The sequence below is a fragment of the Pseudomonas sp. B21-012 genome, from assembly GCF_024749305.1.
Taxonomy (GTDB): Bacteria; Pseudomonadota; Gammaproteobacteria; order Pseudomonadales; family Pseudomonadaceae; genus Aquipseudomonas.
Genome location: NZ_CP087197.1, coordinates 5,334,519 through 5,359,250, shown reverse-complemented (window position 1 = coordinate 5,359,250; position 24,732 = coordinate 5,334,519). Strand labels below are relative to the sequence as shown.

Annotated in this window: 28 protein-coding genes and 1 tRNA gene; all 29 read left to right on the top strand. The window is 56.8% G+C overall.

Annotation, left to right across the window (positions count from 1 at the left end; translation table 11 throughout):
• Positions 1-9 precede the first annotated feature (9 nt).
• Positions 10-1,203 (top strand): elongation factor Tu, encoded by a 1,194-nt coding sequence (gene tuf / locus LOY37_RS24645; protein ID WP_010220303.1) that lies wholly within the window; start codon positions 10-12, stop codon positions 1,201-1,203.
• 53 nt (positions 1,204-1,256) lie between these two features.
• Positions 1,257-1,332, top strand: a tRNA-Trp gene (locus LOY37_RS24640).
• Between the two features lie 45 nt (positions 1,333-1,377).
• Positions 1,378-1,746, top strand: a complete 369-nt coding sequence (gene secE / locus LOY37_RS24635; protein WP_045202238.1) for a preprotein translocase subunit SecE — start codon at positions 1,378-1,380, stop codon at positions 1,744-1,746.
• Between the two features lie 9 nt (positions 1,747-1,755).
• Complete coding sequence (nusG, locus tag LOY37_RS24630; RefSeq protein WP_010220294.1) at positions 1,756-2,289, top strand: transcription termination/antitermination protein NusG; 534 nt, start codon at positions 1,756-1,758, stop codon at positions 2,287-2,289.
• A gap of 119 nt (positions 2,290-2,408) precedes the next feature.
• The gene (gene rplK / locus LOY37_RS24625; RefSeq protein WP_010220295.1) at positions 2,409-2,840 is read left to right on the top strand and encodes a 50S ribosomal protein L11; all 432 of its coding nucleotides are present in this window, start codon (positions 2,409-2,411) and stop codon (positions 2,838-2,840) included.
• A complete protein-coding gene (gene rplA, locus LOY37_RS24620; protein ID WP_045202241.1) occupies positions 2,840-3,535 on the top strand; it encodes a 50S ribosomal protein L1 in 696 nt (231 codons plus the stop codon). The genes rplK and rplA overlap by 1 nt, the downstream gene beginning before the upstream one ends.
• A gap of 200 nt (positions 3,536-3,735) precedes the next feature.
• A complete protein-coding gene (rplJ, locus tag LOY37_RS24615; RefSeq protein WP_045190247.1) occupies positions 3,736-4,236 on the top strand; it encodes a 50S ribosomal protein L10 in 501 nt (166 codons plus the stop codon).
• 78 nt (positions 4,237-4,314) lie between these two features.
• Positions 4,315-4,680: a 50S ribosomal protein L7/L12 gene (gene rplL / locus LOY37_RS24610; RefSeq protein ID WP_043861936.1), complete on the top strand. Its 366-nt coding sequence runs from the start codon at positions 4,315-4,317 to the stop codon at positions 4,678-4,680.
• A 219-nt stretch (positions 4,681-4,899) separates the two neighbouring features.
• Positions 4,900-8,973 carry a DNA-directed RNA polymerase subunit beta gene (gene rpoB, locus LOY37_RS24605; RefSeq protein ID WP_045202245.1) on the top strand — a complete coding sequence of 1,358 codons (4,074 nt, stop codon included), beginning with the start codon at positions 4,900-4,902 and terminating at the stop codon, positions 8,971-8,973.
• Between the two features lie 64 nt (positions 8,974-9,037).
• Positions 9,038-13,237, top strand: coding sequence for a DNA-directed RNA polymerase subunit beta' (gene rpoC, locus LOY37_RS24600; RefSeq protein ID WP_045202248.1), 4,200 nt, complete (start codon positions 9,038-9,040; stop codon positions 13,235-13,237).
• Between the two features lie 210 nt (positions 13,238-13,447).
• Positions 13,448-13,819 (top strand): 30S ribosomal protein S12, encoded by a 372-nt coding sequence (rpsL, locus tag LOY37_RS24595; RefSeq protein WP_003186084.1) that lies wholly within the window; start codon positions 13,448-13,450, stop codon positions 13,817-13,819.
• Between the two features lie 120 nt (positions 13,820-13,939).
• On the top strand, positions 13,940-14,410 hold the full coding sequence (gene rpsG / locus LOY37_RS24590; protein ID WP_008089143.1) for a 30S ribosomal protein S7: 471 nt from the start codon (positions 13,940-13,942) through the stop codon (positions 14,408-14,410).
• Between the two features lie 30 nt (positions 14,411-14,440).
• Complete coding sequence (gene fusA / locus LOY37_RS24585) at positions 14,441-16,588, top strand: elongation factor G (RefSeq protein ID WP_045202252.1); 2,148 nt, start codon at positions 14,441-14,443, stop codon at positions 16,586-16,588.
• 30 nt (positions 16,589-16,618) lie between these two features.
• Positions 16,619-17,812 (top strand): elongation factor Tu, encoded by a 1,194-nt coding sequence (tuf, locus tag LOY37_RS24580; protein WP_010220303.1) that lies wholly within the window; start codon positions 16,619-16,621, stop codon positions 17,810-17,812.
• A gap of 142 nt (positions 17,813-17,954) precedes the next feature.
• Positions 17,955-18,266 (top strand): 30S ribosomal protein S10, encoded by a 312-nt coding sequence (rpsJ, locus tag LOY37_RS24575; protein WP_003186070.1) that lies wholly within the window; start codon positions 17,955-17,957, stop codon positions 18,264-18,266.
• 80 nt (positions 18,267-18,346) lie between these two features.
• The gene (rplC, locus tag LOY37_RS24570; RefSeq protein ID WP_010220304.1) at positions 18,347-18,982 is read left to right on the top strand and encodes a 50S ribosomal protein L3; all 636 of its coding nucleotides are present in this window, start codon (positions 18,347-18,349) and stop codon (positions 18,980-18,982) included.
• 12 nt (positions 18,983-18,994) lie between these two features.
• Positions 18,995-19,597 carry a 50S ribosomal protein L4 gene (gene rplD, locus LOY37_RS24565; RefSeq protein WP_010220305.1) on the top strand — a complete coding sequence of 201 codons (603 nt, stop codon included), beginning with the start codon at positions 18,995-18,997 and terminating at the stop codon, positions 19,595-19,597.
• On the top strand, positions 19,594-19,893 hold the full coding sequence (gene rplW / locus LOY37_RS24560) for a 50S ribosomal protein L23 (protein ID WP_010220306.1): 300 nt from the start codon (positions 19,594-19,596) through the stop codon (positions 19,891-19,893). Before rplD ends, rplW begins: the two co-directional genes overlap by 4 nt.
• Before the next feature lie 14 nt (positions 19,894-19,907).
• Positions 19,908-20,732, top strand: coding sequence for a 50S ribosomal protein L2 (rplB, locus tag LOY37_RS24555; protein WP_038606161.1), 825 nt, complete (start codon positions 19,908-19,910; stop codon positions 20,730-20,732).
• 16 nt (positions 20,733-20,748) lie between these two features.
• The gene (rpsS, locus tag LOY37_RS24550) at positions 20,749-21,024 is read left to right on the top strand and encodes a 30S ribosomal protein S19 (protein ID WP_002555486.1); all 276 of its coding nucleotides are present in this window, start codon (positions 20,749-20,751) and stop codon (positions 21,022-21,024) included.
• Between the two features lie 11 nt (positions 21,025-21,035).
• A complete protein-coding gene (rplV, locus tag LOY37_RS24545) occupies positions 21,036-21,368 on the top strand; it encodes a 50S ribosomal protein L22 (protein ID WP_003103908.1) in 333 nt (110 codons plus the stop codon).
• 13 nt (positions 21,369-21,381) lie between these two features.
• Positions 21,382-22,068, top strand: a complete 687-nt coding sequence (gene rpsC / locus LOY37_RS24540; RefSeq protein ID WP_010220308.1) for a 30S ribosomal protein S3 — start codon at positions 21,382-21,384, stop codon at positions 22,066-22,068.
• 12 nt (positions 22,069-22,080) lie between these two features.
• Entirely contained in the window at positions 22,081-22,494 is a 414-nt protein-coding gene (gene rplP, locus LOY37_RS24535; RefSeq protein WP_003255479.1) for a 50S ribosomal protein L16, read from the top strand.
• The gene (gene rpmC, locus LOY37_RS24530) at positions 22,494-22,685 is read left to right on the top strand and encodes a 50S ribosomal protein L29 (RefSeq protein ID WP_002555481.1); all 192 of its coding nucleotides are present in this window, start codon (positions 22,494-22,496) and stop codon (positions 22,683-22,685) included. Before rplP ends, rpmC begins: the two co-directional genes overlap by 1 nt.
• Positions 22,686-22,687: 2 nt before the next feature.
• Positions 22,688-22,954, top strand: a complete 267-nt coding sequence (rpsQ, locus tag LOY37_RS24525) for a 30S ribosomal protein S17 (protein WP_008374160.1) — start codon at positions 22,688-22,690, stop codon at positions 22,952-22,954.
• A 23-nt stretch (positions 22,955-22,977) separates the two neighbouring features.
• A complete protein-coding gene (gene rplN / locus LOY37_RS24520) occupies positions 22,978-23,346 on the top strand; it encodes a 50S ribosomal protein L14 (protein WP_002555479.1) in 369 nt (122 codons plus the stop codon).
• 11 nt (positions 23,347-23,357) lie between these two features.
• Complete coding sequence (gene rplX, locus LOY37_RS24515; protein WP_009397501.1) at positions 23,358-23,672, top strand: 50S ribosomal protein L24; 315 nt, start codon at positions 23,358-23,360, stop codon at positions 23,670-23,672.
• Positions 23,673-23,692: 20 nt separating this feature from the next.
• Positions 23,693-24,232 (top strand): 50S ribosomal protein L5, encoded by a 540-nt coding sequence (gene rplE / locus LOY37_RS24510; protein WP_010220311.1) that lies wholly within the window; start codon positions 23,693-23,695, stop codon positions 24,230-24,232.
• A 13-nt stretch (positions 24,233-24,245) separates the two neighbouring features.
• Positions 24,246-24,551, top strand: coding sequence for a 30S ribosomal protein S14 (gene rpsN, locus LOY37_RS24505; protein WP_010220312.1), 306 nt, complete (start codon positions 24,246-24,248; stop codon positions 24,549-24,551).
• The last annotated feature ends 181 nt before the right edge of the window (positions 24,552-24,732 follow it).

Sequence of the window (24,732 nt, the reverse complement as noted above, 5' to 3'; positions counted from 1 at the left end):
ATTGTCTCGATGGCTAAGGAAAAGTTCGATCGTAGTCTGCCGCACGTAAACGTCGGCACCATTGGTCACGTTGACCATGGCAAGACCACGCTGACTGCGGCACTGACCCGCGTCTGCTCCGAAGTTTTCGGTTCGGCCGTCGTTGAATTCGACAAGATCGACAGCGCTCCAGAAGAGAAAGCTCGCGGTATCACCATTAACACCGCACACGTCGAGTACAACTCGAACATTCGTCACTACGCTCACGTCGACTGCCCAGGTCACGCTGACTACGTGAAGAACATGATCACCGGTGCTGCCCAGATGGACGGCGCGATCCTGGTTTGCTCGGCCGCCGATGGTCCGATGCCACAAACCCGTGAGCACATCCTGCTGTCCCGTCAGGTTGGCGTTCCGTACATCGTGGTCTTCCTGAACAAGGCTGACCTGGTAGACGACGCTGAGCTGCTGGAACTGGTCGAGATGGAAGTTCGCGACCTGCTGTCCACCTATGACTTCCCAGGCGACGACACCCCGATCATCATCGGTTCGGCTCGTATGGCGCTGGAAGGCAAAGACGACAACGAAATGGGCACCACCGCTGTCAAGAAGCTGGTTGAGACTCTGGACAGCTACATCCCAGAGCCTGAGCGCGCTATCGACAAGCCGTTCCTGATGCCAATCGAAGACGTATTCTCGATCTCGGGTCGTGGTACCGTTGTTACCGGTCGTATCGAGCGTGGTATCGTCCGCGTTCAAGACGCCCTGGAAATCGTTGGTCTGCGTGACACCACCACCACCACCTGCACCGGTGTTGAGATGTTCCGCAAGCTGCTGGACGAAGGTCGTGCTGGCGAGAACTGCGGCGTGCTGCTGCGCGGCACCAAGCGTGACGACGTTGAGCGTGGCCAGGTTCTGGTCAAGCCAGGTTCGGTCAAGCCGCACACCAAGTTCACCGCAGAAGTTTACGTTCTGAGCAAAGAAGAAGGCGGCCGTCACACTCCGTTCTTCAAAGGCTACCGTCCACAGTTCTACTTCCGTACTACTGACGTGACTGGTAACTGCGAGCTGCCAGAAGGCGTTGAAATGGTAATGCCAGGTGACAACATTCAGATGACTGTTACCCTGATCAAAACCATCGCGATGGAAGACGGTCTGCGTTTCGCTATCCGTGAAGGCGGTCGTACCGTCGGCGCTGGCGTAGTAGCGAAGATTATCGAATAAGTAGTTGATTTCTCTCGATCAGGCCGGCATAATGGTCGGCCTGATAAGCTTTTAGGTCAGTAGCTCAATTGGCAGAGCGACGGTCTCCAAAACCGTAGGTTGGGGGTTCGATTCCCTCCTGACCTGCCAGATTCACCTCGTGTGTCTGGCTTTCTTTTCACAGGATCTTCCTAGATGACTCCCAAGGCTGAAGCCCAAGACTCTCGTTTTGATCTGCTCAAGTGGCTGGCTGTTGTCGCTTTGGTAGTCGTTGGTGTTGTGGGTAACCAGTATTACTCTGCTTCGCCGATTCTGTACCGCGTACTTGCACTGCTTGCCCTTGCTGCTGTAGCTGGCTTTGTTGCCCTGCAGACCGCCAAAGGCAAGTCGTTCTTTGCGCTGGCAAAGGAAGCTCGCACCGAGATTCGTAAAGTCGTATGGCCAACCCGCCAAGAAACCACGCAGACCACGCTCATCGTAGTGGCGGTTGTCCTGGTGATGGCGTTGCTGCTGTGGGGTCTCGACTCCCTGCTGGGTTGGTTGATTTCCTTGATTGTTGGCTAAGGGTGTCCCGTGGCTAAGCGTTGGTACGTTGTGCATGCTTACTCGGGTTACGAGAAGCATGTCATGCGCTCGCTGATCGAGCGCGTAAAGCTGGCTGGCATGGAAGATGGCTTCGGCGAAATTCTGGTCCCCACTGAAGAAGTGGTTGAGATGCGCAATGGCCAGAAGCGCAAAAGCGAGCGTAAGTTCTTCCCAGGTTATGTGCTGGTCCAAATGGACATGAACGAAGGGACTTGGCACTTGGTCAAGGACACCCCTCGCGTCATGGGCTTCATCGGTGGTACTGCAGACAAGCCTGCACCGATCACCGACAAGGAAGCCGAGGCCATTCTGCGTCGCGTTGCCGATGGCAGCGACAAGCCGAAGCCGAAGACTCTGTTCGAGCCGGGCGAAGTGGTCCGTGTTATCGATGGTCCGTTTGCTGATTTCAACGGTACCGTTGAAGAGGTTAACTACGAGAAAAGCCGGATCCAAGTGGCCGTGCTTATTTTCGGTCGCTCTACCCCGGTAGAGCTCGAGTTCAGCCAGGTCGAGAAGGTCTAGCCGAACAAAGCATCCCATACCCCGCAGCCCTATGTGCTGCGGGGTTTTGTCGTCACTGGGATAAAACGCAAGTCATCCGGGGAGCCATCTGGCGTTCGTACCCGATATTGGAGTAGCTCATGGCTAAGAAGATTCAGGCTTACATCAAGCTGCAAGTAAAGGCCGGCCAGGCCAACCCAAGCCCACCCGTTGGTCCAGCACTGGGTCAACACGGTGTGAACATCATGGAATTCTGCAAGGCCTTCAACGCCCGTACCCAGGGTCAAGAAGCCGGCCTGCCGACTCCTGTGATCATCACTGTTTACAGTGACCGCAGCTTCACCTTCGAAACCAAAAGCACCCCTGCTTCGGTTCTGCTGAAGAAAGCAGCTGGCCTGACCAGCGGTTCTGCACGTCCGAACACCGTTAAAGTCGGTACTGTGACCCGTGCTCAGCTGGAAGAGATCGCAAAAACCAAAAATGCTGATCTGACCGCTGCTGACATGGATGCGGCCGTGCGTACCATCGCCGGTTCCGCTCGCAGCATGGGCCTCAACGTGGAGGGTGTGTAATGGCTAAGCTGACCAAGCGCCAAAAGGCCATTGCTTCGAAAATCGAAGCAGGCAAAGTCTACAACTTCGAAGAAGCAGCAGTGCTGCTGGCCGAACTGTCCACCGTGAAGTTCAGCGAATCCTTCGACGTTGCTGTCAACCTCGGTGTTGACCCACGTAAATCCGACCAGGTCGTACGTAGCGCTACCGTGCTGCCACACGGCACTGGCAAGACCGTACGTGTAGCTGTCTTCACCCAGGGTCCTGCTGCCGAGGCCGCTCTGGCTGCCGGCGCTGACCGCGTTGGTATGGACGATCTGGCTGCCGAAATGAAAGGCGGCGACCTGAACTATGACGTCGTTATTGCTTCCCCGGACGCAATGCGTGTTGTAGGTCAGCTGGGTCAGGTTCTGGGTCCTCGCGGCCTGATGCCTAACCCGAAAGTCGGTACCGTAACTCCAGACGTAGCCACCGCGGTTAAAAACGCCAAGGCTGGTCAGGTTCGTTATCGCACCGACAAAAACGGCATCATCCACACCTCCGTTGGCAAAATCGGCTTTGAAGCTGGCAAGCTGAAGGAAAACGTTGAAGCCCTGATCGCTGATCTGAAGCGTATCAAGCCAGCTTCCTCGAAAGGTATCTACGTCAAGCGCGTTACCCTGAGCACCACCATGGGCCCAGGTCTGGTCATCGACCAGAGCTCGCTGAACGCGTAAGACAAAACCCGGTGCGAGCGATCGCACCAGGTTGAAAAAATTGGGGTCCCTGCCTGGCGGGGGCTATCCAAGACCGTAGGCGACGCAAGTCTTAAACCACAAGCCTACGCAGATGGTGCCCCTGGTTCCTTACCGAATCAGACACCAAAACGACATCCGGCCCCGGCTGGATGAAACGGTAACAAGCAGGAGTTTTACCCGTGGCAATTAAACTCGAAGACAAGAAGGCCATCGTCGCTGAAGTCAACGAGGCTGCCAAAGTCGCTCTGTCTGCTGTCGTGGCTGATGCCCGTGGCGTGACTGTAGGCGCAATGACCGGACTCCGTAAAGAGGCTCGTGAAGCTGGCGTTTACGTACGTGTTGTACGTAACACCCTGCTCAAGCGTGCTGTTGCTGACACTGAATTCAGTGTCCTCAACGACGCCTTCACCGGCCCTACCCTGATCGCGTTCTCCAACGAACACCCGGGCGCTGCTGCCCGTCTGTTCGCAGAATTCGCCAAGGGTCAGAGCAAGTTCGAGATCAAGGCAGCTGCGTTCGACGGCAAGTTCCTTGCCGCAAACCAGATCGACGTGTTGGCTTCGCTGCCGACCCGCGACGAAGCTATTGCAAAGCTGATGAGCGTGATCCAAGGCGCTACCAGCAAGCTGGCTCGTACTCTGGCAGCCGTTCGCGACCAGAAAGAAGCTGCTGCAGCCTAAGGCGCAGAAAGCACTTTCGAAATCATACGTTTAATTTGATGGCTGCGTAGGCTGTCACCCCAATACAGGATTTAAGTCATGTCTCTGACTAACGAGCAAATCATCGAAGCAATCGGCCAGAAAACCGTTCTGGAAGTTGTTGAGCTGATCAAAGCAATGGAAGAAACCTTCGGCGTTACCGCTGCTGTTGCCGCTGCTGGCCCAGCTGCTGCCGCTGCCGTTGTTGAAGAACAAACCGAGTTCAACGTTGTTCTGGTTGCCGCTGGCGACAAGAAAGTAAACGTGATCAAGGCTGTTCGCGAACTGACCGGCCTGGGCCTGAAAGAAGCCAAGGAAAAGGTTGATACCGCTCCTCAGGTTGTTGCTGAAGGCGTTTCGAAAGAAGCCGCTGACAAAGCTAAAGCTGACCTGGAAGCAGCAGGCGCTACCGTCGAACTGAAATAATTTCGACTGTGCGTCTCCAGCCCGAGCGACAAGCGAAAGGCTGATGGCTGGTGGCTCTTGCCACCGGCCTTTTTCCGTTATTGGCAGCTGACCAGGTCGGCGCTGATAACGAGCTGCAACCACCAATGATGGTGGCGCAAACCAAGGGGTTTGCACGATTTTCTGGCTGCTCCCGTCGGGAGAAGCCAAACAAGCAGGTGACCAAGCTGGGGAACGCTGATGGCTTACTCATACACTGAGAAAAAACGTATCCGCAAGGACTTTAGCAAGTTGCCGGACGTCATGGATGTGCCTTACCTCCTGGCCATCCAGCTGGATTCGTATCGTGAATTCTTGCAAGCGGGAGCGACCAAAGATCAGTTCCGCGACGTGGGCCTGCATGCGGCCTTCAAATCGGTTTTCCCGATCATCAGCTACTCCGGCAATGCTGCCCTGGAGTACGTTGGCTATCGTCTGGGCGAACCGGCTTTTGATGTCAAAGAATGCGTACTGCGTGGCGTGACCTACGCGGTGCCGCTGCGGGTAAAAGTCCGCCTGATCATTTTCGACAAAGAATCGTCGAACAAAGCGATCAAGGACATCAAAGAGCAAGAAGTCTACATGGGTGAAATCCCCCTGATGACTGAAAACGGTACCTTCGTAATCAACGGTACCGAGCGTGTTATCGTTTCCCAGCTGCACCGTTCGCCGGGCGTGTTCTTCGATCACGACCGCGGCAAGACGCACAGCTCTGGCAAACTGCTGTACTCGGCGCGGATCATTCCTTACCGCGGCTCGTGGCTGGACTTCGAATTCGATCCGAAAGACTGTGTATTCGTCCGTATCGACCGTCGTCGCAAACTGCCTGCGTCGGTTCTGCTGCGCGCGCTGGGCTACAGCACTGAAGAAGTGCTGGACGCTTTCTACACCACCAACGTTTTCCACGTGTCGGGCGAGAAGCTCAGCCTGGAGCTGGTGCCTCAGCGCCTGCGTGGTGAAGTTGCGGTCATGGACATCCATGACGAAACCGGCAAGGTCATTGTCGAGCAAGGTCGTCGTATCACCGCTCGCCACATCAACCAGCTGGAAAAAGCTGGCGTCAAGCAGCTGGACGTGCCGCTGGAATACGTCCTGGGCCGCACCACCGCCAAGGCGATCGTGCACCCGGCTACCGGCGAGATCCTGGCTGAGTGCAACACCGAGCTGAGCACCGACGTCCTGGTGAAAATCGCCAAGGCCCAGGTTGTTCGCATCGAGACCCTGTACACCAACGACATCGACTGCGGTCCGTTCATCTCGGATACCCTGAAGATCGACTCCACCAGCAACCAACTGGAAGCGCTGGTCGAGATCTATCGCATGATGCGTCCTGGCGAGCCGCCAACCAAGGATGCCGCCGAGACCCTGTTCAACAACCTGTTCTTCAGCGCCGAGCGTTACGACCTGTCGGCCGTAGGCCGCATGAAGTTCAACCGTCGTATCGGTCGCACCGAGATCGAAGGTTCGGGCGTGCTGAGCAAGGAAGATATCGTCGAGGTCCTCAAGACCCTGGTCGACATCCGTAACGGCAAAGGCATCGTCGACGACATCGACCACCTGGGTAACCGTCGCGTTCGTTGCGTTGGCGAGATGGCCGAGAACCAGTTCCGCGTTGGCCTGGTGCGTGTAGAGCGCGCGGTCAAAGAACGTCTGTCGATGGCTGAAAGCGAAGGCCTGATGCCTCAGGACCTGATCAACGCCAAGCCGGTAGCGGCGGCGGTGAAAGAGTTCTTCGGCTCCAGCCAGCTCTCGCAGTTCATGGACCAGAACAACCCGCTGTCCGAGATCACCCACAAGCGTCGTGTTTCTGCACTCGGCCCTGGTGGTCTGACCCGTGAGCGCGCAGGCTTCGAAGTCCGTGACGTACACCCGACCCACTACGGCCGCGTGTGCCCGATCGAGACCCCTGAAGGTCCGAACATCGGTCTGATCAACTCCCTGGCTGCGTACGCTCGCACCAACCAGTACGGCTTCCTGGAAAGCCCGTACCGCGTGGTGAAAGAGGGCGTGGTTACCGACGACATCGTGTTCCTGTCGGCGATCGAAGAAGCTGATCACGTCATCGCCCAGGCTTCGGCCACGATGAACGAGAAGAAGCACCTGATCGACGAGCTGGTAGCTGTTCGTCACCTGAACGAATTCACCGTCAAGGCGCCGGAAGACGTCACCCTGATGGACGTTTCGCCGAAGCAGGTAGTTTCGGTTGCTGCGTCGCTGATTCCGTTCCTCGAGCACGACGACGCCAACCGTGCGTTGATGGGTTCGAACATGCAGCGTCAGGCTGTACCAACCCTGCGCGCCGACAAGCCGCTGGTCGGTACCGGCATGGAGCGCAACGTTGCCCGTGACTCCGGCGTTTGCGTCGTGGCCCGTCGTGGCGGCGTGATCGACTCCGTCGATGCCAGCCGTATCGTTGTTCGCGTTGCCGATGACGAAGTTGAAACCGGTGAAGCCGGTGTCGACATCTACAACCTGACCAAGTACACCCGTTCGAACCAGAACACCTGCATCAACCAGCGTCCGCTGGTTAACAAGGGTGACGCGGTTCAGCGTGGCGACATCATGGCCGACGGCCCGTCCACCGACATGGGTGAACTGGCGCTGGGTCAGAACATGCGCATCGCGTTCATGGCGTGGAACGGCTTCAACTTCGAAGACTCCATCTGCCTGTCCGAGCGTGTTGTTCAGGAAGACCGCTTCACCACGATCCACATCCAGGAACTGACCTGTGTGGCCCGTGACACCAAGCTTGGCCCAGAGGAAATCACCGCGGACATCCCGAACGTCGGTGAAGCTGCGCTGAACAAGCTGGACGAAGCCGGTATCGTTTATGTTGGTGCTGAAGTTGGCGCTGGCGACATCCTGGTCGGCAAGGTCACGCCAAAAGGCGAAACCCAGCTGACGCCGGAAGAAAAACTGCTGCGCGCGATCTTCGGCGAGAAGGCCAGCGACGTTAAAGACACCTCCCTGCGCGTGCCTACCGGCACCAAAGGTACTGTCATCGACGTACAGGTCTTCACCCGTGATGGCGTCGAGCGCGACAGCCGTGCGCTGTCCATCGAAAAGATGCAACTGGACGAGATCCGCAAGGACCTCAACGAAGAGTTCCGCATCGTCGAAGGCGCAACCTTCGAACGTCTGCGTTCGGCCCTGAACGGCCAGGTTGTCGACGGTGGTGCAGGCCTGAAGAAAGGCACTGTGATCACCAACGAAGTCCTGGACGGTCTGGAGCACGGCCAGTGGTTCAAACTGCGCATGGCCGAAGACGCGCTGAACGAGCAGCTCGAGAAGGCCCAGGCCTACATCGTTGATCGTCGCCGTCTGCTGGACGACAAGTTCGAAGACAAGAAGCGCAAGCTGCAGCAGGGCGATGACCTGGCACCGGGCGTACTGAAGATCGTCAAGGTCTACCTGGCAATCCGTCGCCGCATCCAGCCGGGCGACAAGATGGCCGGCCGTCACGGTAACAAAGGTGTGGTCTCGGTGATCATGCCGGTCGAAGACATGCCGCACGACGCCAACGGTACTCCGGTCGACGTGGTCCTCAACCCGTTGGGCGTACCATCGCGTATGAACGTCGGTCAGATCCTCGAAACCCACCTGGGCCTGGCGGCCAAAGGTCTGGGCGAGAAGATCAACCGCATGCTCGAAGAGCAGCGCAAGGTCATCGAGCTGCGCAAGTTCCTCACCGAGATCTACAACGAGATCGGTGGTCGTCAGGAACAACTGGAGACCTTCTCCGACCAGGAAATCCTGGACCTGGCGAAGAACCTCAAAGGCGGTGTGCCAATGGCCACTCCAGTCTTCGACGGTGCCAAGGAAAGCGAGATCAAGGCCATGCTGAAACTGGCAGACATGCCAGAAAGCGGTCAGATGCAGCTGTTCGACGGTCGTACCGGCAACAAGTTCGAGCGTCATGTGACCGTTGGTTACATGTACATGCTCAAGCTGAACCACTTGGTGGACGACAAGATGCACGCGCGTTCCACTGGTTCTTACAGCCTGGTTACCCAGCAGCCGCTGGGTGGTAAGGCGCAGTTCGGTGGTCAGCGTTTCGGGGAGATGGAAGTGTGGGCGCTGGAAGCATACGGCGCGGCATACACCCTGCAAGAAATGCTCACAGTGAAGTCGGACGACGTGAACGGTCGGACCAAGATGTACAAAAACATCGTGGACGGCGATCACCGTATGGAGCCGGGCATGCCCGAGTCCTTCAACGTGTTGATCAAAGAGATTCGTTCGCTCGGTATCGATATCGATCTGGAAACCGAATAACACGTGACGCGAATCGGGAGCGTGGCTGAAAAGCCCGCTCCCTGCTCCGCCAGGAGGAAAGGCCTTGAAAGACCTACTGAATTTGCTGAAAAACCAGGGTCAAGTCGAAGAGTTCGACGCCATCCGTATCGGATTGGCCTCGCCTGAGATGATCCGTTCGTGGTCGTTCGGTGAAGTTAAAAAGCCGGAAACCATCAACTACCGTACGTTCAAACCTGAGCGTGACGGCCTGTTCTGCGCCAAGATCTTTGGCCCAGTCAAGGACTACGAGTGCCTGTGCGGTAAGTACAAGCGCCTGAAACACCGCGGCGTGATCTGCGAGAAGTGCGGCGTTGAAGTCGCCCTGGCCAAGGTTCGTCGTGAGCGCATGGCGCACATCGAACTGGCTTCGCCGGTTGCCCACATCTGGTTCCTGAAGTCGCTGCCGTCCCGTATCGGCCTGCTGATGGACATGACCCTGCGTGATATCGAGCGCGTTCTCTACTTCGAGAGCTATGTCGTTATCGACCCGGGCATGACCACCCTGGAAAAAGGCCAGCTGCTCAACGACGAGCAGTACTTCGAAGCGCTGGAAGAGTTCGGTGACGACTTCGACGCCCGCATGGGTGCCGAGGCTGTCCGCGAGCTGCTGCACGCTATCGACCTGGAGCACGAGATCGGTCGCCTGCGCGAAGAGATTCCGCAGACCAACTCGGAAACCAAGATCAAGAAGCTGTCCAAGCGTCTGAAACTGATGGAAGCCTTCCAGGGCTCGGGCAACCTGCCTGAGTGGATGGTCCTGACCGTTCTGCCGGTTCTGCCGCCAGACCTGCGTCCACTGGTTCCGCTGGATGGCGGTCGCTTCGCGACTTCCGACCTGAACGACCTGTATCGTCGGGTGATCAACCGTAACAACCGTCTGAAGCGCCTGCTCGACCTGTCCGCGCCGGACATCATCGTGCGCAACGAAAAGCGCATGCTGCAGGAAGCGGTCGACGCCTTGCTGGATAACGGCCGTCGCGGTCGTGCCATCACCGGCTCGAACAAGCGTCCTCTGAAATCCCTGGCCGACATGATCAAGGGTAAGCAAGGTCGTTTCCGTCAGAACTTGCTCGGTAAGCGCGTTGACTACTCCGGCCGTTCGGTAATTACCGTAGGTCCGACCCTGCGTCTGCACCAGTGCGGTCTGCCGAAGAAAATGGCTCTCGAGCTGTTCAAGCCGTTCATTTTCGGCAAGCTGGAAATGCGTGGTCTGGCGACCACCATCAAGGCCGCCAAGAAGATGGTCGAGCGCGAGCTGCCAGAGGTCTGGGACGTTCTCGCCGAAGTGATTCGCGAACACCCCGTACTGCTCAACCGTGCGCCGACCCTTCACCGTCTGGGTATCCAGGCCTTTGAACCGGTACTGATCGAAGGTAAGGCTATCCAGCTGCACCCGCTGGTCTGTGCTGCGTACAACGCCGACTTCGACGGTGACCAAATGGCCGTTCACGTGCCGCTGACGCTGGAAGCCCAGCTCGAAGCGCGCGCGCTGATGATGTCGACCAACAACATTCTGTCGCCAGCCAACGGTGAGCCAATCATCGTTCCGTCGCAGGACGTTGTACTGGGTCTGTACTACATGACCCGTGAAGCCATCAACGCCAAGGGCGAAGGTCGCGTGTTCGCCGACCTGCAGGAAGTCGACCGCGTATTCCGCGCCGGCGAAGCTGCCCTGCACGCCAAGATCAAGGTTCGTATCAACGAAACCGTAAACGATCGTGATGGCGGCAGCGTCAAGAACACCCGTATCGTCGACACTACTGTCGGCCGTGCGCTGCTGTTCCAGGTTGTACCACCAGGTCTGTCGTACGACGTGGTCAACCAGCCAATGAAGAAAAAGGCGATCTCCAAGCTGATCAACCAGTGCTACCGCGTGGTTGGTCTGAAAGAGACCGTGATCTTCGCTGACCAGCTGATGTACACCGGTTTTGCCTACTCGACCATCTCCGGCGTTTCCATCGGTGTTAACGACTTCGTTATCCCGGATGAAAAAGCCCGCATCATCGGTACCGCTACCGACGAAGTGAAAGAGATCGAGAGCCAGTACGCCTCCGGCCTGGTAACCCAGGGCGAGAAGTACAACAAAGTCATCGACTTGTGGTCCAAGGCGAACGACGAAGTTTCCAAAGCGATGATGGCCAACCTCTCGAAAGAGAAAGTCATCGACCGCAACGGCGACGAAGTCGAGCAAGAGTCCTTCAACTCGATGTACATGATGGCTGACTCCGGTGCCCGGGGTTCGGCAGCTCAGATTCGTCAGCTGGCCGGTATGCGTGGTCTGATGGCCAAGCCGGACGGCTCGATCATCGAGACGCCGATCACCGCGAACTTCCGTGAAGGTCTGAGCGTGCTCCAGTACTTCATCTCGACTCACGGTGCTCGTAAGGGTCTGGCGGATACCGCGTTGAAAACCGCGAACTCCGGTTACCTGACTCGTCGTCTGGTAGACGTTGCCCAGGATCTGGTGGTTACCGAGATCGATTGCGGCACCGAGCAAGGCCTGCTGATGACGCCGCACATTGAAGGCGGCGACGTTGTAGAGCCACTGGGTGAGCGTGTACTGGGTCGTGTTATCGCCCGTGACGTGTTCAAGCCAGGCACCGACGACGTTATCGTTCCGGCCGGTACCCTGGTCGACGAGAAGTGGGTCGAATTCATCGAGCTGAACAGTATCGACGAAGTGATCGTGCGTTCGCCGATCAGTTGCGAAACCCGCTACGGCATCTGCGCCAAGTGCTACGGTCGCGACCTGGCTCGCGGTCACCAGGTGAACATCGGTGAAGCTGTCGGCGTTATCGCTGCCCAGTCGATCGGTGAGCCGGGTACCCAGCTGACCATGCGTACGTTCCACATCGGTGGTGCTGCAAGCCGGACCTCGGCTGCCGACAGCGTCCAGGTGAAGAACGGCGGTATGGTTCGCCTGCACAACCTGAAACAGGTTGAGCGTGCCGACGGTAACCTGGTTGCCGTATCGCGTTCCGGTGAGTTGGCGATTGCCGACGAATTCGGTCGTGAGCGTGAGCGTTACAAGCTGCCTTACGGTGCGGTCATTTCCGTGAAGGAAGGCGACAAGGTCGACGCTGGCGCAATCGTCGCCAAGTGGGACCCGCACACCCACCCGATCGTTACCGAAATGAAAGGTACCGTGACCTTCGTGGGCATGGAAGAAGGCATCACCATCAAGCGTCAGACTGACGAATTGACTGGTTTGACCAACATTGAGGTTCTGGACGTCAAAGACCGTCCGGCTGCAGGTAAGGAAATCCGCCCTGCAATCAAGATGGTCGACGCCAATGGCAAGGATCTGCTGCTGCCAGGTACCGACGTACCGGCTCAGTACTTCCTGCCGGCGAACGCCCTGGTTGGTGTGGCTGACGGTGCCCAGATCGGCGTCGGTGACGTTATCGCGCGTATCCCGCAAGAAACGTCGAAGACCCGTGACATCACCGGTGGTCTGCCACGGGTTGCCGACTTGTTCGAAGCCCGTCGTCCGAAAGAAGCCTCGATTCTGGCTGAAGTCAGCGGCACCATCGCCTTCGGTAAAGAGACCAAGGGCAAGCGCCGTCTGGTCATCACCCCGAACGATGGCAGCGATCCGTACGAAGAGCTGATTCCGAAGTGGCGTCACCTGAACGTCTTCGAAGGCGAACAGGTTAACCGCGGCGAAGTTATCTCCGACGGTCCAAGCGATCCGCACGACATCCTGCGTCTGCTGGGTGTAAGCGCGCTGGCCAAGTACATCGTCAACGAGATTCAGGACGTTTACCGTCTGCAAGGCGTGAAGATCAACGACAAGCACATCGAGACCATCCTGCGTCAGATGCTGCGTAAAGTTGAGATCACCGAGTCCGGCGATTCCAGCTTCATCAAGGGCGACCAGATGGAACTGACCCAGGTACTGGTAGAGAACGAGCGTCTCGGCGCAGATGACAAGTTCATCTCCAAGTTCTCGCGCGTACTGCTGGGTATCACCAAGGCCTCGCTGTCCACCGAATCGTTCATCTCGGCGGCTTCCTTCCAGGAAACCACCCGCGTACTGACCGAAGCGGCGGTAACCGGCAAGCGCGATTACCTGCGCGGCCTGAAAGAAAACGTGGTCGTGGGTCGTCTGATCCCGGCCGGTACCGGTCTGGCCTACCACAGCGAGCGCAAGCGTCGCCGTGATGCCGACAAACCGCTGCGCGTAAGTGCCAGTGAGGTGGAAGCCGCACTGACCGAAGCGCTGAATTCCAGCGGTAACTGAAAGTAGGATAGGGCCCCGGCAAACCTGTTTTGGCCATCGGCGACATAATTTGTTGCCGATGACCGGAAGGGGAGGGCCGGGGCCTTGTCTTGACTGGGGGCAAGATCCTCTTTAGACTCTTGTACCCCTAAATTTGGTGGGACTCCGTCCTGCCAATTTTTGCTTTTCTTGCAAGACAATAGCGTCGCAAGACAACAGTGGAGCTAGTAGATGGCAACTATCAACCAGCTGGTACGTCAGCCGCGTAAGCGTATCGTCGAGAAATCCGACGTTCCTGCGCTGCAGAACTGCCCGCAACGTCGTGGCGTGTGCACCCGTGTGTACACCACCACGCCGAAAAAACCTAACTCGGCACTGCGTAAAGTTTGCCGTGTGCGTCTGACCAACGGTTTCGAGGTTTCCTCGTACATCGGCGGTGAAGGCCACAACCTGCAAGAGCACAGCGTCGTACTGATCCGTGGCGGTCGTGTAAAAGACTTGCCAGGTGTTCGTTACCACACCGTTCGCGGCTCCCTGGATACCTCCGGCGTCAAAGGTCGTAACCAAGGTCGTTCGAAGTACGGTACCAAGCGTCCGAAGTAATCGGCCGTTTGTCGCAGTTTGCAGTTATCAATTTTATTGAGTCGATAAGAGTAAGGTCGGGCACGCACCCTTAAGGGGCACTGTCCCGGGCTAACCTGAAGACCGTTTGAGGGCTTATCAATGCCAAGACGTCGTGTAGCAGCCAAGCGTGAGATTCTGGACGATCCAAAATACGGAAGCCAGATCCTCGCCAAGTTCATGAACCACGTAATGGAAAGCGGCAAAAAAGCCGTTGCCGAGCGTATCGTTTACGGTGCACTGGACAAGGTTAAAGAACGCAAGAACAGCGATCCCCTGGAAATCTTCGAGAAAGCTCTCGACGCCATCGCTCCGCTGGTCGAAGTTAAGTCGCGCCGTGTTGGCGGTGCCACTTACCAGGTTCCTGTTGAAGTTCGTCCATCCCGTCGTAACGCCCTGGCAATGCGCTGGTTGGTAGACTACGCCCGCAAGCGTGGCGAGAAGTCCATGGCTCTGCGCCTGGCTGGCGAGCTGCTGGATGCTGCTGAAGGCAAAGGTGCTGCAGTCAAGAAGCGTGAAGACGTACACCGTATGGCCGAAGCCAACAAAGCGTTCTCGCACTACCGCTTCTAATTCTGGCATCACTATTTTTGCGAGGGCTCTATGGCTCGTACTACACCAATCAACCGCTACCGTAACATCGGTATTTGCGCGCACGTTGACGCGGGCAAAACTACCACTACCGAGCGGATCCTGTTCTACACAGGCCTGAGCCACAAGATGGGCGAGGTGCATGACGGCGCCGCGACCACCGACTGGATGGTGCAGGAGCAGGAGCGGGGTATTACCATTACCTCCGCTGCTGTTACCACCTTCTGGCAGGGTTCCCGTGGCCAGTATGACAACTACCGCGTAAACGTCATCGATACCCCCGGCCACGTTGACTTCACCATTGAAGTAGAACGTTCGCTGCGCGTACTCGACGGCGCGGTCGTTGTGTTCTGCGGCACTTCCGGCGTTGAGCCACAGTCCGAAACCGTATGGCGTCAAGCCAACAAGTACGGCGTTCCACGTGTTGTTTACGTGAACAAGATGGACCGTGCCGGTGCCAACTTCCTGCGCGTCGTAGGTCAGATCAAGAACCGTCTGGGTCACACCCCGGTTCCTGTTCAGCTGGCCATCGGTTCGGAAGATAACTTCCAGGGTCAGGTCGACCTGATCAAGATGAAGGCTATCTACTGGAACGACGACGACAAAGGCACCACTTATCGCGAGGAAGAAATTCCTGCCGATATGCTGGAGCTGGCTGAAGAGTGGCGCGCCAATATGGTCGAAGCCGCTGCCGAAGCCAACGAAGAGCTGATGAACAAGTACCTTGAAGAAGGTGAGCTGACCGTCGAAGAAATCAAAGCCGGTCTGCGCGCGCGCACCCTGGCCAGCGAGATCGTTCCGGCTGTCTGCGGTTCGTCGTTCAAGAACAAGGGCGTTCCCCTGGTTCTCGACGCCGTTATCGACTTCCTGCCTGCTCCGACCGAAATCCCGGCGATCAAGGGTATCCACCCTGATCTGATCGAGAAGCCGAAAGAAGAGCTGGTTGACGCCGACTACGACGAGCGTCATGCCGACGACAACGAGCCGTTCTCGGCTCTGGCGTTCAAGATTGCCACCGACCCGTTCGTGGGTACTCTGACCTTCGTCCGCGTTTACTCGGGTATGCTGCAGTCCGGCGACTCCGTGATCAACTCGGTCAAGGGCAAGAAAGAGCGCGTTGGTCGTATGGTGCAGATGCACGCCAACCAGCGTGAAGAAATCAAAGAAGTACTGGCAGGCGACATCGCTGCTCTGATCGGCATGAAGGACGTCACCACCGGTGACACCCTGTGCAACGCCGACAAGCCGATCATCCTCGAGCGTATGGACTTCCCGGAGCCTGTGATCTCGGTAGCTGTTGAGCCGAAGACCAAGCAAGACCAGGAAAAGATGGGTATCGCACTGGGCAAGCTGGCTCAGGAAGACCCGTCGTTCCGCGTCAAAACCGACGAAGAAACCGGCCAGACCATCATCTCCGGTATGGGTGAGCTTCACCTGGACATCCTCGTTGACCGCATGAAGCGCGAGTTCAACGTCGAAGCCAACATTGGTAAGCCACAGGTTTCGTACCGCGAGCAGATCACCAAGGACAACGTCGAGATCGAAGGTAAGTTCGTTCGTCAGTCCGGTGGTCGCGGTCAGTTCGGTCACTGCTGGATTCGCTTCTCGCAGCCAACAGTGGACGCACAAGGCAACATCACCGAAGGCCTGGAATTCACCAACGAGGTTGTAGGTGGTGTGGTTCCTAAGGAATACATCCCGGCGATCCAGAAGGGTATCGAAGAGCAGATGAAGAACGGCATCGTTGCCGGCTATCCGCTGATCGGCCTGAAGGCTACCGTGTTTGATGGTTCCTACCACGACGTCGACTCCAACGAGATGGCGTTCAAGGTGGCGGCCTCCATGGCGACCAAGCAACTCGCAGCCAAAGGCGGCGGTAAAGTGCTTGAGCCGATCATGAAGGTAGAAGTTGTGACCCCTGAGGACTACATGGGTGACGTGATGGGTGACCTGAACCGTCGTCGTGGTCTGATCCAGGGTATGGAAGATTCGGTGTCCGGCAAGGTTGTCCGTGCTGAAGTTCCGCTCGGAGAAATGTTCGGTTATGCGACCGACGTTCGTTCCATGTCTCAGGGTCGCGCGAGCTACTCCATGGAATTCTCCAAATACGCCGAAGCTCCGTCGAATATCGTCGAAGCACTCGTTAAAAAACAAGGCTAATCCAGCCCTTTAGGCAAGAGGTTCACTGTCGTGGCTAAAGAAAAATTTGATCGTTCCCTTCCGCACGTCAACGTTGGCACCATCGGTCACGTTGACCACGGTAAAACCACTCTGACCGCAGCTCTGACTCGCGTCTGCTCCGAAGTTTTCGGTTCGGCCGTCGTCGAATTCGACAAGATCGACAGCGCTCCAGAAGAGAAAGCTCGCGGTATCACCATCAACACCGCACACGTCGAGTACAACTCGAACATTCGTCACTACGCTCACGTCGACTGCCCAGGTCACGCTGACTACGTGAAGAACATGATCACCGGTGCTGCCCAGATGGACGGCGCGATCCTGGTTTGCTCGGCCGCCGATGGTCCGATGCCACAAACCCGTGAGCACATCCTGCTGTCCCGTCAGGTTGGCGTTCCGTACATCGTGGTCTTCCTGAACAAGGCTGACCTGGTAGACGACGCTGAGCTGCTGGAACTGGTCGAGATGGAAGTTCGCGACCTGCTGTCCACCTATGACTTCCCAGGCGACGACACCCCGATCATCATCGGTTCGGCTCGTATGGCGCTGGAAGGCAAAGACGACAACGAAATGGGCACCACCGCTGTCAAGAAGCTGGTTGAGACTCTGGACAGCTACATCCCAGAGCCTGAGCGCGCTATCGACAAGCCGTTCCTGATGCCAATCGAAGACGTATTCTCGATCTCGGGTCGTGGTACCGTTGTTACCGGTCGTATCGAGCGTGGTATCGTCCGCGTTCAAGACGCCCTGGAAATCGTTGGTCTGCGTGACACCACCACCACCACCTGCACCGGTGTTGAGATGTTCCGCAAGCTGCTGGACGAAGGTCGTGCTGGCGAGAACTGCGGCGTGCTGCTGCGCGGCACCAAGCGTGACGACGTTGAGCGTGGCCAGGTTCTGGTCAAGCCAGGTTCGGTCAAGCCGCACACCAAGTTCACCGCAGAAGTTTACGTTCTGAGCAAAGAAGAAGGCGGCCGTCACACTCCGTTCTTCAAAGGCTACCGTCCACAGTTCTACTTCCGTACTACTGACGTGACTGGTAACTGCGAGCTGCCAGAAGGCGTTGAAATGGTAATGCCAGGTGACAACATTCAGATGACTGTTACCCTGATCAAAACCATCGCGATGGAAGACGGTCTGCGTTTCGCTATCCGTGAAGGCGGTCGTACCGTCGGCGCCGGCGTCGTAGCCAAAATCATCGAGTAATCGTTGATCGCTTAAAAAGGCCCCCGCTCAGCGGGGGCTTTTTTATTGGGTTGACACTCAGTGGGGCCCTCTATAGAATCACGCCTCCTTTTAACGGGCGTAGTGCGCCCGGTGGGAATAGCAGCCTGGAGTCTGAAATCCAATGCAAAATCAGCAAATCCGTATCAGGTTGAAGGCTTTTGACCATCGCCTGATCGACCAATCCACCCAGGAAATCGTGGAAACCGCGAAACGTACTGGTGCTCAAGTGCGTGGTCCAATTCCACTGCCTACCCGTAAAGAGCGGTTCACCGTTCTGGTCTCCCCGCACGTCAACAAAGACGCGCGTGACCAGTACGAGATCCGTACTCATAAGCGCGTACTGGACATCGTCCAGCCAACGGATAAAACCGTTGATGCTCTTATGAAGCTTGATCTTGCGGCCGGTGTGGAAGTGCAGATCAGCCTCGGCTAAGACACGGTCTTAGTCGTGTAACGCTCTGAAATGGGCGGCCATAGCGGGTGAAAGCCCCGTACACTCATGAGGTTTACAACATGACTATTGGTGTAGTCGGTCGTAAATGCGGTATGACCCGTATTTTCACCGAAGAAGGTGTCTCCATTCCGGTCACGGTCATTGAGATCGAGCCGAATCGCGTCACCCAGTTCAAAACTGAAGAAACCGATGGCTATCGTGCAGTGCAAGTCACTGTCGGTGAGCGTCGCGCTTCGCGCGTGACTGCTGCTCAAGCAGGTCACTTCGCCAAGGCGAACGTTGCCGCGGGTCGCGGTGTCTGGGAGTTCCGCCTTGAAGAAGGTGAGTTCCAGGCCGGTGATTCGATCAACGCTGAAATCTTCGCTGCAGGTCAGCTGGTAGACGTTACCGGCCAGTCCAAGGGTAAAGGCTTTGCCGGTACCATCAAGCGCTGGAATTTCCGCGGTCAAGATAACACCCACGGTAACTCCGTCTCCCACCGCGTCCCGGGCTCTATCGGCCAGTGCCAGACTCCTGGTCGTGTATTCAAGGGCAAAAAAATGTCCGGTCACATGGGCGCCGAGCGCGTGACCGTTCAGTCCCTCGAAGTAGTGCGCGTCGACGCTGAACGCAATCTGTTGCTGGTCAAGGGTGCCGTTCCAGGCGCAACTGGCAGCGATCTGGTTGTGCGTCCGGCTGCCAAGGCTCGCGGTTAAGGGGAAGCTGACATGCAACTAAATGTAAATGACGCTCAAGCGATCGAAGTTTCCGAACTGACTTTCGGCGGCGAATTCAACGAGACGCTGGTACACCAAGCAGTCGTGGCCTACATGGCCGGCGGCCGTCAGGGCACCAAGCAGCAGAAAACCCGTTCCGACGTTGCTGGTGGCGGTAAGCGCCCATGGCGTCAGAAAGGCACTGGCCGTGCTCGTGCCGGTACTATCCGTAGCCCAATCTGGCGTGGCGGCGGTACCACTTTCGCAGCTCGTCCTCAGGATCACTCGCAGAAGCTCAACAAGAAGATGTATCGCGCAGCAATGCGTTCCATCCTCGCTGAGCTGGTGCGTACCGACCGTCTGGTCGTGGTTCAGGACTTCGCTGTTGAAGCACCGAAAACCAAAGACCTGCTGAACAAGCTGAACGGCATGGGTCTGAGCGACGTTCTGATCGTTTCGGACGCTGTTGATCAGAACCTGTACCTGGCTGCTCGTAACCTGCCGCACGTCGATGTACGTGACGTACAGGGTTCCGATCCGGTCAGTCTGATCGCATACGACAAAGTGTTGATCACTGTGTCGGCCGTGAAGAAATTCGAGGAGCTGCTGGGATGAACCAGGAACGCGTATTTAAAGTCCTCCTTGGCCCGCATGTTTCCGAGAAGGCTACCGTTCTGGCTGAGAAAAAAGGCCAGTTCGTATTCAAGGTTGCTACTGACGCAACCAAGCTGGAAATCAAGAAAGCTGTCGAAGGCCTGTTCGGCGTAAAAGTCGAAAACGTGTCGACTGTAAACGTTCTGGGTAAAACCAAGCGTACCGCACGTGGTCTGGGCAAGCGCAATGACTGGAAGAAAGCGATCGTTTCGCTTCAGCCAGGCCAAGATCTCGATTTCAGCAGCAGTGCTGAGTAAGGAAGGGGTGCATCATGGCAATCGTTAAATGCAAACCGACTTCCCCTGGCCGCCGTTTCGTGGTCAAGGTGGTCAACAAGGAGCTGCATAAAGGCGCTCCTCACGCACCGCTGCTCGAGAAGAAATCGAAGTCTGGTGGTCGTAACAACAATGGCCGTATCACTACTCGTCACGTAGGTGGTGGTCATAAGCAGCATTACCGTATGGTCGATTTCCGTCGCAACGACAAAGATGGCATCGTCGCCACTGTCGAGCGTATCGAATACGATCCAAACCGTACTGCTCACATCGCACTGCTGTGCTACGCAGACGGCGAGCGCCGCTACATCATCGCCCCTAAAGGCGTTGCTGCTGGCGACCAGCTGATCGCAGGCGCTCTGGCTCCAATCAAGCCAGGCAACTCCCTGCAACTGCGCAACATCCCAGTGGGTAGCACCATTCACGGCATCGAACTGAAGCCGGGCAAAGGTGCACAGATCGCTCGTTCCGCTGGTGCTTCGGCTCAGCTGATCGCTCGCGAAGGTGTCTATGTGACCCTGCGTCTGCGCTCTGGTGAAATGCGTAAAGTCCTGGCTGAATGCCGTGCGACCCTGGGTGAAGTCTCGAACTCCGAGCACAGCCTGCGTTCGCTGGGTAAAGCTGGTGCCAAACGCTGGCGTGGCGTTCGCCCAACCGTTCGTGGTGTTGCCATGAACCCGGTTGACCACCCACATGGTGGTGGTGAAGGTCGTACCTCCGGTGGTCGTCATCCGGTATCGCCATGGGGCTTCCCGACTAAGGGCGCGAAGACTCGTGGTAATAAGCGTACCGACAACATGATCGTCCGTCGTCGCAAGTAAATAGAGGGATACGACAGTGCCACGTTCTCTGAAAAAAGGTCCTTTTATCGATCTTCACCTACTGAAGAAGATCGAAGTGGCGGCGGAAAAGAACGATCGCAAACCAGTTAAGACCTGGTCGCGCCGTTCCATGATCCTGCCACAAATGGTCGGTCTGACCATCGCGGTACACAACGGTCGCCAACACGTCCCAGTTCTCGTGAACGAAGACATGGTCGGCCATAAACTGGGCGAGTTTGCCGGTACCCGCACTTATCGTGGGCACGTGGCTGACAAGAAAGCCAAGCGTTAAGGGGTAAGGAAATGGAAGTAGCCGCTAAGTTGTCGGGCGCTCGAATCTCCGCCCAGAAAGCCCGCTTGGTCGCCGACCAGATCCGCGGGAAGAAGGTGGGCGAAGCGCTCAACCTGTTGGCTTTCAGCAGCAAAAAAGCCGCTGAAATCATGAAGAAAGTCCTCGAGTCGGCCGTAGCCAACGCCGAGCATAACGAAGGCGCAGACGTTGATGACCTGAAGGTCTCCACCGTTTTCGTCAACGAAGGGCGTTCGCTGAAGCGCATCATGCCGCGTGCCAAAGGCCGCGCTGATCGCATCGTCAAGCGGTCTTGCCATATCACTGTCAAGGTTGCGGACAAGTAACGGAGTCGATCAGATGGGTCAGAAAGTACATCCCACTGGCATTCGCCTGGGAATCGTCAAGGAGCACACCTCCGTCTGGTACGCAGACGGTCGGACTTATGCGGACTATTTGCTCGCAGATCTGAATGTGCGTGAGTACCTCCAAGACAAACTAAAAAGCGCGTCCGTTAGCCGTATCGATATCCATCGTCCGGCCCAAACTGCACGCATCACCATCCACACCGCTCGTCCAGGTATCGTTATCGGGAAGAAAGGTGAAGATGTTGAGAAACTGCGTCAGGACCTGACCAAGCAAATGGGTGTGCCTGTGCACATCAACATCGAAGAGATCCGCAAGCCGGAACTCGACGGTATGCTGGTAGCTCAGAGCGTAGCTCAGCAGCTGGAGCGTCGTGTGATGTTCCGTCGCGCCATGAAGCGCGCCGTACAGAACGCCATGCGCATTGGTGCCAAAGGCATCAAGATCCAAGTGAGCGGTCGTCTCGGCGGTGCTGAAATCGCACGTACTGAATGGTATCGCGAAGGTCGTGTGCCGCTGCACACCCTGCGTGCCGATATCGACTATGCCACCTACGAAGCTCACACCACTTACGGTGTGATCGGTGTGAAGGTTTGGATTTTCAAAGGCGAAGTAATTGGTGGTCGCCAAGAAGAACTGAAACCACAAGCACCAGCGCCTCGTAAAAAAGCTGCTAAGTAAGGGGTACGCCAAATGTTGCAACCAAAGCGTACAAAATTCCGCAAGCAGATGACTGGCCACAACCGTGGTCTGGCACTGCGCGGTAGCAAAGTCAGCTTCGGCGAGTTTGCTCTGAAAGCTGTTGCTCGCGGTCGTCTCACCGCCCGCCAGATTGAGTCGGCACGTCGTGCTCTGACCCGTCACGTAAAACGTGGCGGTAAAATCTGGATCCGTGTGTTCCCGGACAAGCCGATCTCCAAGAAGCCTCTCGAAGTGCGGATGGGTAAAGGTAAAGGTTCCGTGGAGTACTGGGTTGCCCAGATCCAGCCAGGCAAAGTCCTGTACGAGATCGAGGGTGTTTCTGAAGAGCTGGCGCGTGAGGCTTTCGCCCTGGCGGCTGCAAAGCTGCCTCTCGCCACCTCCTTTGTTAAGCGGACGGTGATGTGATGAAAGCGAATGAACTTCGTGAAAAATCAGCACAGCAGCTGAACGAGCAACTGCTCGGCTTGCTGCGCGACCAGTTCAATCTGCGTATGCAGAAAGCAACTGGCCAGTTGGGGCAGTCGCACCTGCTCTCGCAAGTTAAGCGTGACATCGCTCGCGTGAAAACTGTGCTCAACCAGCAGGCAGGTAAGTGATCATGGCTGAAGCTGAAAAAACCGTCCGTACGCTGACTGGCCGTGTCGTCAGCGACAAGATGGACAAAACCATCACCGTACTGATCGAGCGTCGCGTAAAGCACCCGATCTACGGTAAATACGTTAAGCGTTCGACTAAGCTGCACGCGCACGACGAAACCAACCAGTGCCATATCGGCGACAAGGTCTCCATCCGTGAGACCCGTCCGCTGGCCAAGACCAAGTCCTGGGCACTGGTTGAAGTTCTCGAACGCGCTGTTGAAGTCTAAGGGCTAAGGGTCGGAGAAATTTTATGATTCAGACTCAATCCATGCTCGATGTGGCCGATAACAGCGGCGCTCGTCGCGTCATGTGCATCAAGGTTCTCGGCGGTTCGCACCGCCGTTACGCCGGCATCGGTGACATCATCAAGGTAACCGTCAAGGAAGCAATTCCTCGCGGTAAAGTGAAGAAAGGCCAAGTGATGACTGCTGTTGTAGTCCGCACTCGCCACGGTGTCCGTCGTGCTGACGGCTCCATCATCCGCTTTGATGGCAATGCTGCTGTTCTGTTGAACAACAAGCAAGAGCCGATCGGCACCCGTATCTTTGGGCCAGTGACCCGTGAACTTCGTACTGAGAAGTTCATGAAGATCGTCTCGCTCGCCCCAGAAGTGCTGTAAGGAGATCCGACATGCAAAAGATTCGTCGTGACGACGAGATCATCGTGATCGCCGGCAAAGACAAAGGTAAGCGCGGTAAGGTGCTCAAGGTTCTCGCTGACGACCGTCTGGTCGTTGGTGGGATCAACCTGGTGAAGCGTCATACCAAGCCTAACCCGATGTCGGGCGTACAGGGCGGTATCGTCGAGAAAGAAGCGCCACTGCACGCTTCCAACGTCGCCATTTTCAACGGCGAAACCAACAAGGCTGACCGCGTTGGTTTCAAAGTAGAAGACGGCAAAAAAATTCGTGTCTTCAAGTCGACCCAAAAAGCGGTTGATGCTTGAACACTGCTAGGTAGAAGACCATGGCACGACTGAAAGAGATTTACCGGAACGAGATTGCTCCCAAGCTTAAGGAAGAACTTAAGCTGGCGAACGTGATGGAAGTTCCGCGCGTTACCAAGATCACCCTGAACATGGGTCTGGGCGAAGCTGTCGGCGACAAAAAAGTCATCGAACACGCTGTTGCTGACCTGGAGAAGATCACCGGTCAGAAAGCCGTTGTGACTTTCGCTCGGAAATCCATCGCGGGCTTCAAAGTCCGTGAGGGCTGGCCGATCGGCGTTAAAGTTACCCTGCGCCGTGATCGTATGTACGAATTCCTGGACCGCCTGCTGGCGATCTCCCTGCCTCGGGTTCGCGACTTCCGCGGCCTGAATGCCAAGTCCTTCGACGGTCGTGGCAACTACAGCATGGGCGTGAAAGAGCAGATCATCTTCCCGGAAATCGACTACGACAAGATCGATGCTCTGCGCGGTCTGGACATTACCCTGACCACCACTGCCAAGAACGATGACGAAGGCCGCGCTCTGATGCGTGCTTTCAAATTCCCGTTCCGCAACTGATTGGAGTAGGAAAATGGCCAAGAAGAGCATGAAAAACCGTGAGCTGAAGCGTCAGCTCACTGTTGCCAAGTACGCCAAGAAGCGTGCCGAGCTGAAAGCGACCATCGTCAACCTGGAAGCAACTCCAGAAGAGCGTTTTGCCGCTGTCGTAGCTCTGCAGAAGCAACCACGTGACGCCAGCGCCTCGCGCCTGCGTAACCGTTGCCGCATCACCGGTCGTCCACACGGCGTTTACCGCAAGTTCGGCCTCGGCCGTAACAAGCTGCGTGAAGCAGCAATGCGCGGTGACGTTCCAGGTCTGGTTAAAGCCAGCTGGTAAGACGTACCGGCAGCGTCCAGGTGGCGGGGGAGCAATCTTCCGACCACCGGTGACCTTGCAACGAAACAAGCCCCTTCTGGGGCTTGTTTCGTTTCTGGGAACTGTCTAGAATGACCGGCTCTCCTGAGCCCGGGTTTTTACGCCCGGCGATTTCAGGGGACTGTAGTAGCCGAGAGGCTAA

Excerpts from the sequence above, each read along its gene's own strand:
- tuf (WP_010220303.1), top strand. The coding sequence starts at position 10 with ATGGCTAAGGAAAAGTTCGATCGTAGTCTGCCGCACGTAAACGTCGGC.
- secE (WP_045202238.1), top strand. The coding sequence starts at position 1,378 with ATGACTCCCAAGGCTGAAGCCCAAGACTCTCGTTTTGATCTGCTCAAG.
- rplK (WP_010220295.1), top strand. The coding sequence starts at position 2,409 with ATGGCTAAGAAGATTCAGGCTTACATCAAGCTGCAAGTAAAGGCCGGC.
- rplA (WP_045202241.1), top strand. The coding sequence starts at position 2,840 with ATGGCTAAGCTGACCAAGCGCCAAAAGGCCATTGCTTCGAAAATCGAA.
- rplL (WP_043861936.1), top strand. The coding sequence starts at position 4,315 with ATGTCTCTGACTAACGAGCAAATCATCGAAGCAATCGGCCAGAAAACC.
- rpoB (WP_045202245.1), top strand. The coding sequence starts at position 4,900 with ATGGCTTACTCATACACTGAGAAAAAACGTATCCGCAAGGACTTTAGC.
- rpsL (WP_003186084.1), top strand. The coding sequence starts at position 13,448 with ATGGCAACTATCAACCAGCTGGTACGTCAGCCGCGTAAGCGTATCGTC.
- rpsG (WP_008089143.1), top strand. The coding sequence starts at position 13,940 with ATGCCAAGACGTCGTGTAGCAGCCAAGCGTGAGATTCTGGACGATCCA.
- fusA (WP_045202252.1), top strand. The coding sequence starts at position 14,441 with ATGGCTCGTACTACACCAATCAACCGCTACCGTAACATCGGTATTTGC.
- rpsJ (WP_003186070.1), top strand. The coding sequence starts at position 17,955 with ATGCAAAATCAGCAAATCCGTATCAGGTTGAAGGCTTTTGACCATCGC.
- rplC (WP_010220304.1), top strand. The coding sequence starts at position 18,347 with ATGACTATTGGTGTAGTCGGTCGTAAATGCGGTATGACCCGTATTTTC.
- rplD (WP_010220305.1), top strand. The coding sequence starts at position 18,995 with ATGCAACTAAATGTAAATGACGCTCAAGCGATCGAAGTTTCCGAACTG.
- rplW (WP_010220306.1), top strand. The coding sequence starts at position 19,594 with ATGAACCAGGAACGCGTATTTAAAGTCCTCCTTGGCCCGCATGTTTCC.
- rplB (WP_038606161.1), top strand. The coding sequence starts at position 19,908 with ATGGCAATCGTTAAATGCAAACCGACTTCCCCTGGCCGCCGTTTCGTG.
- rplV (WP_003103908.1), top strand. The coding sequence starts at position 21,036 with ATGGAAGTAGCCGCTAAGTTGTCGGGCGCTCGAATCTCCGCCCAGAAA.
- rpsC (WP_010220308.1), top strand. The coding sequence starts at position 21,382 with ATGGGTCAGAAAGTACATCCCACTGGCATTCGCCTGGGAATCGTCAAG.
- rplP (WP_003255479.1), top strand. The coding sequence starts at position 22,081 with ATGTTGCAACCAAAGCGTACAAAATTCCGCAAGCAGATGACTGGCCAC.
- rpmC (WP_002555481.1), top strand. The coding sequence starts at position 22,494 with ATGAAAGCGAATGAACTTCGTGAAAAATCAGCACAGCAGCTGAACGAG.
- rpsQ (WP_008374160.1), top strand. The coding sequence starts at position 22,688 with ATGGCTGAAGCTGAAAAAACCGTCCGTACGCTGACTGGCCGTGTCGTC.
- rplN (WP_002555479.1), top strand. The coding sequence starts at position 22,978 with ATGATTCAGACTCAATCCATGCTCGATGTGGCCGATAACAGCGGCGCT.
- rplX (WP_009397501.1), top strand. The coding sequence starts at position 23,358 with ATGCAAAAGATTCGTCGTGACGACGAGATCATCGTGATCGCCGGCAAA.
- rplE (WP_010220311.1), top strand. The coding sequence starts at position 23,693 with ATGGCACGACTGAAAGAGATTTACCGGAACGAGATTGCTCCCAAGCTT.
- rpsN (WP_010220312.1), top strand. The coding sequence starts at position 24,246 with ATGGCCAAGAAGAGCATGAAAAACCGTGAGCTGAAGCGTCAGCTCACT.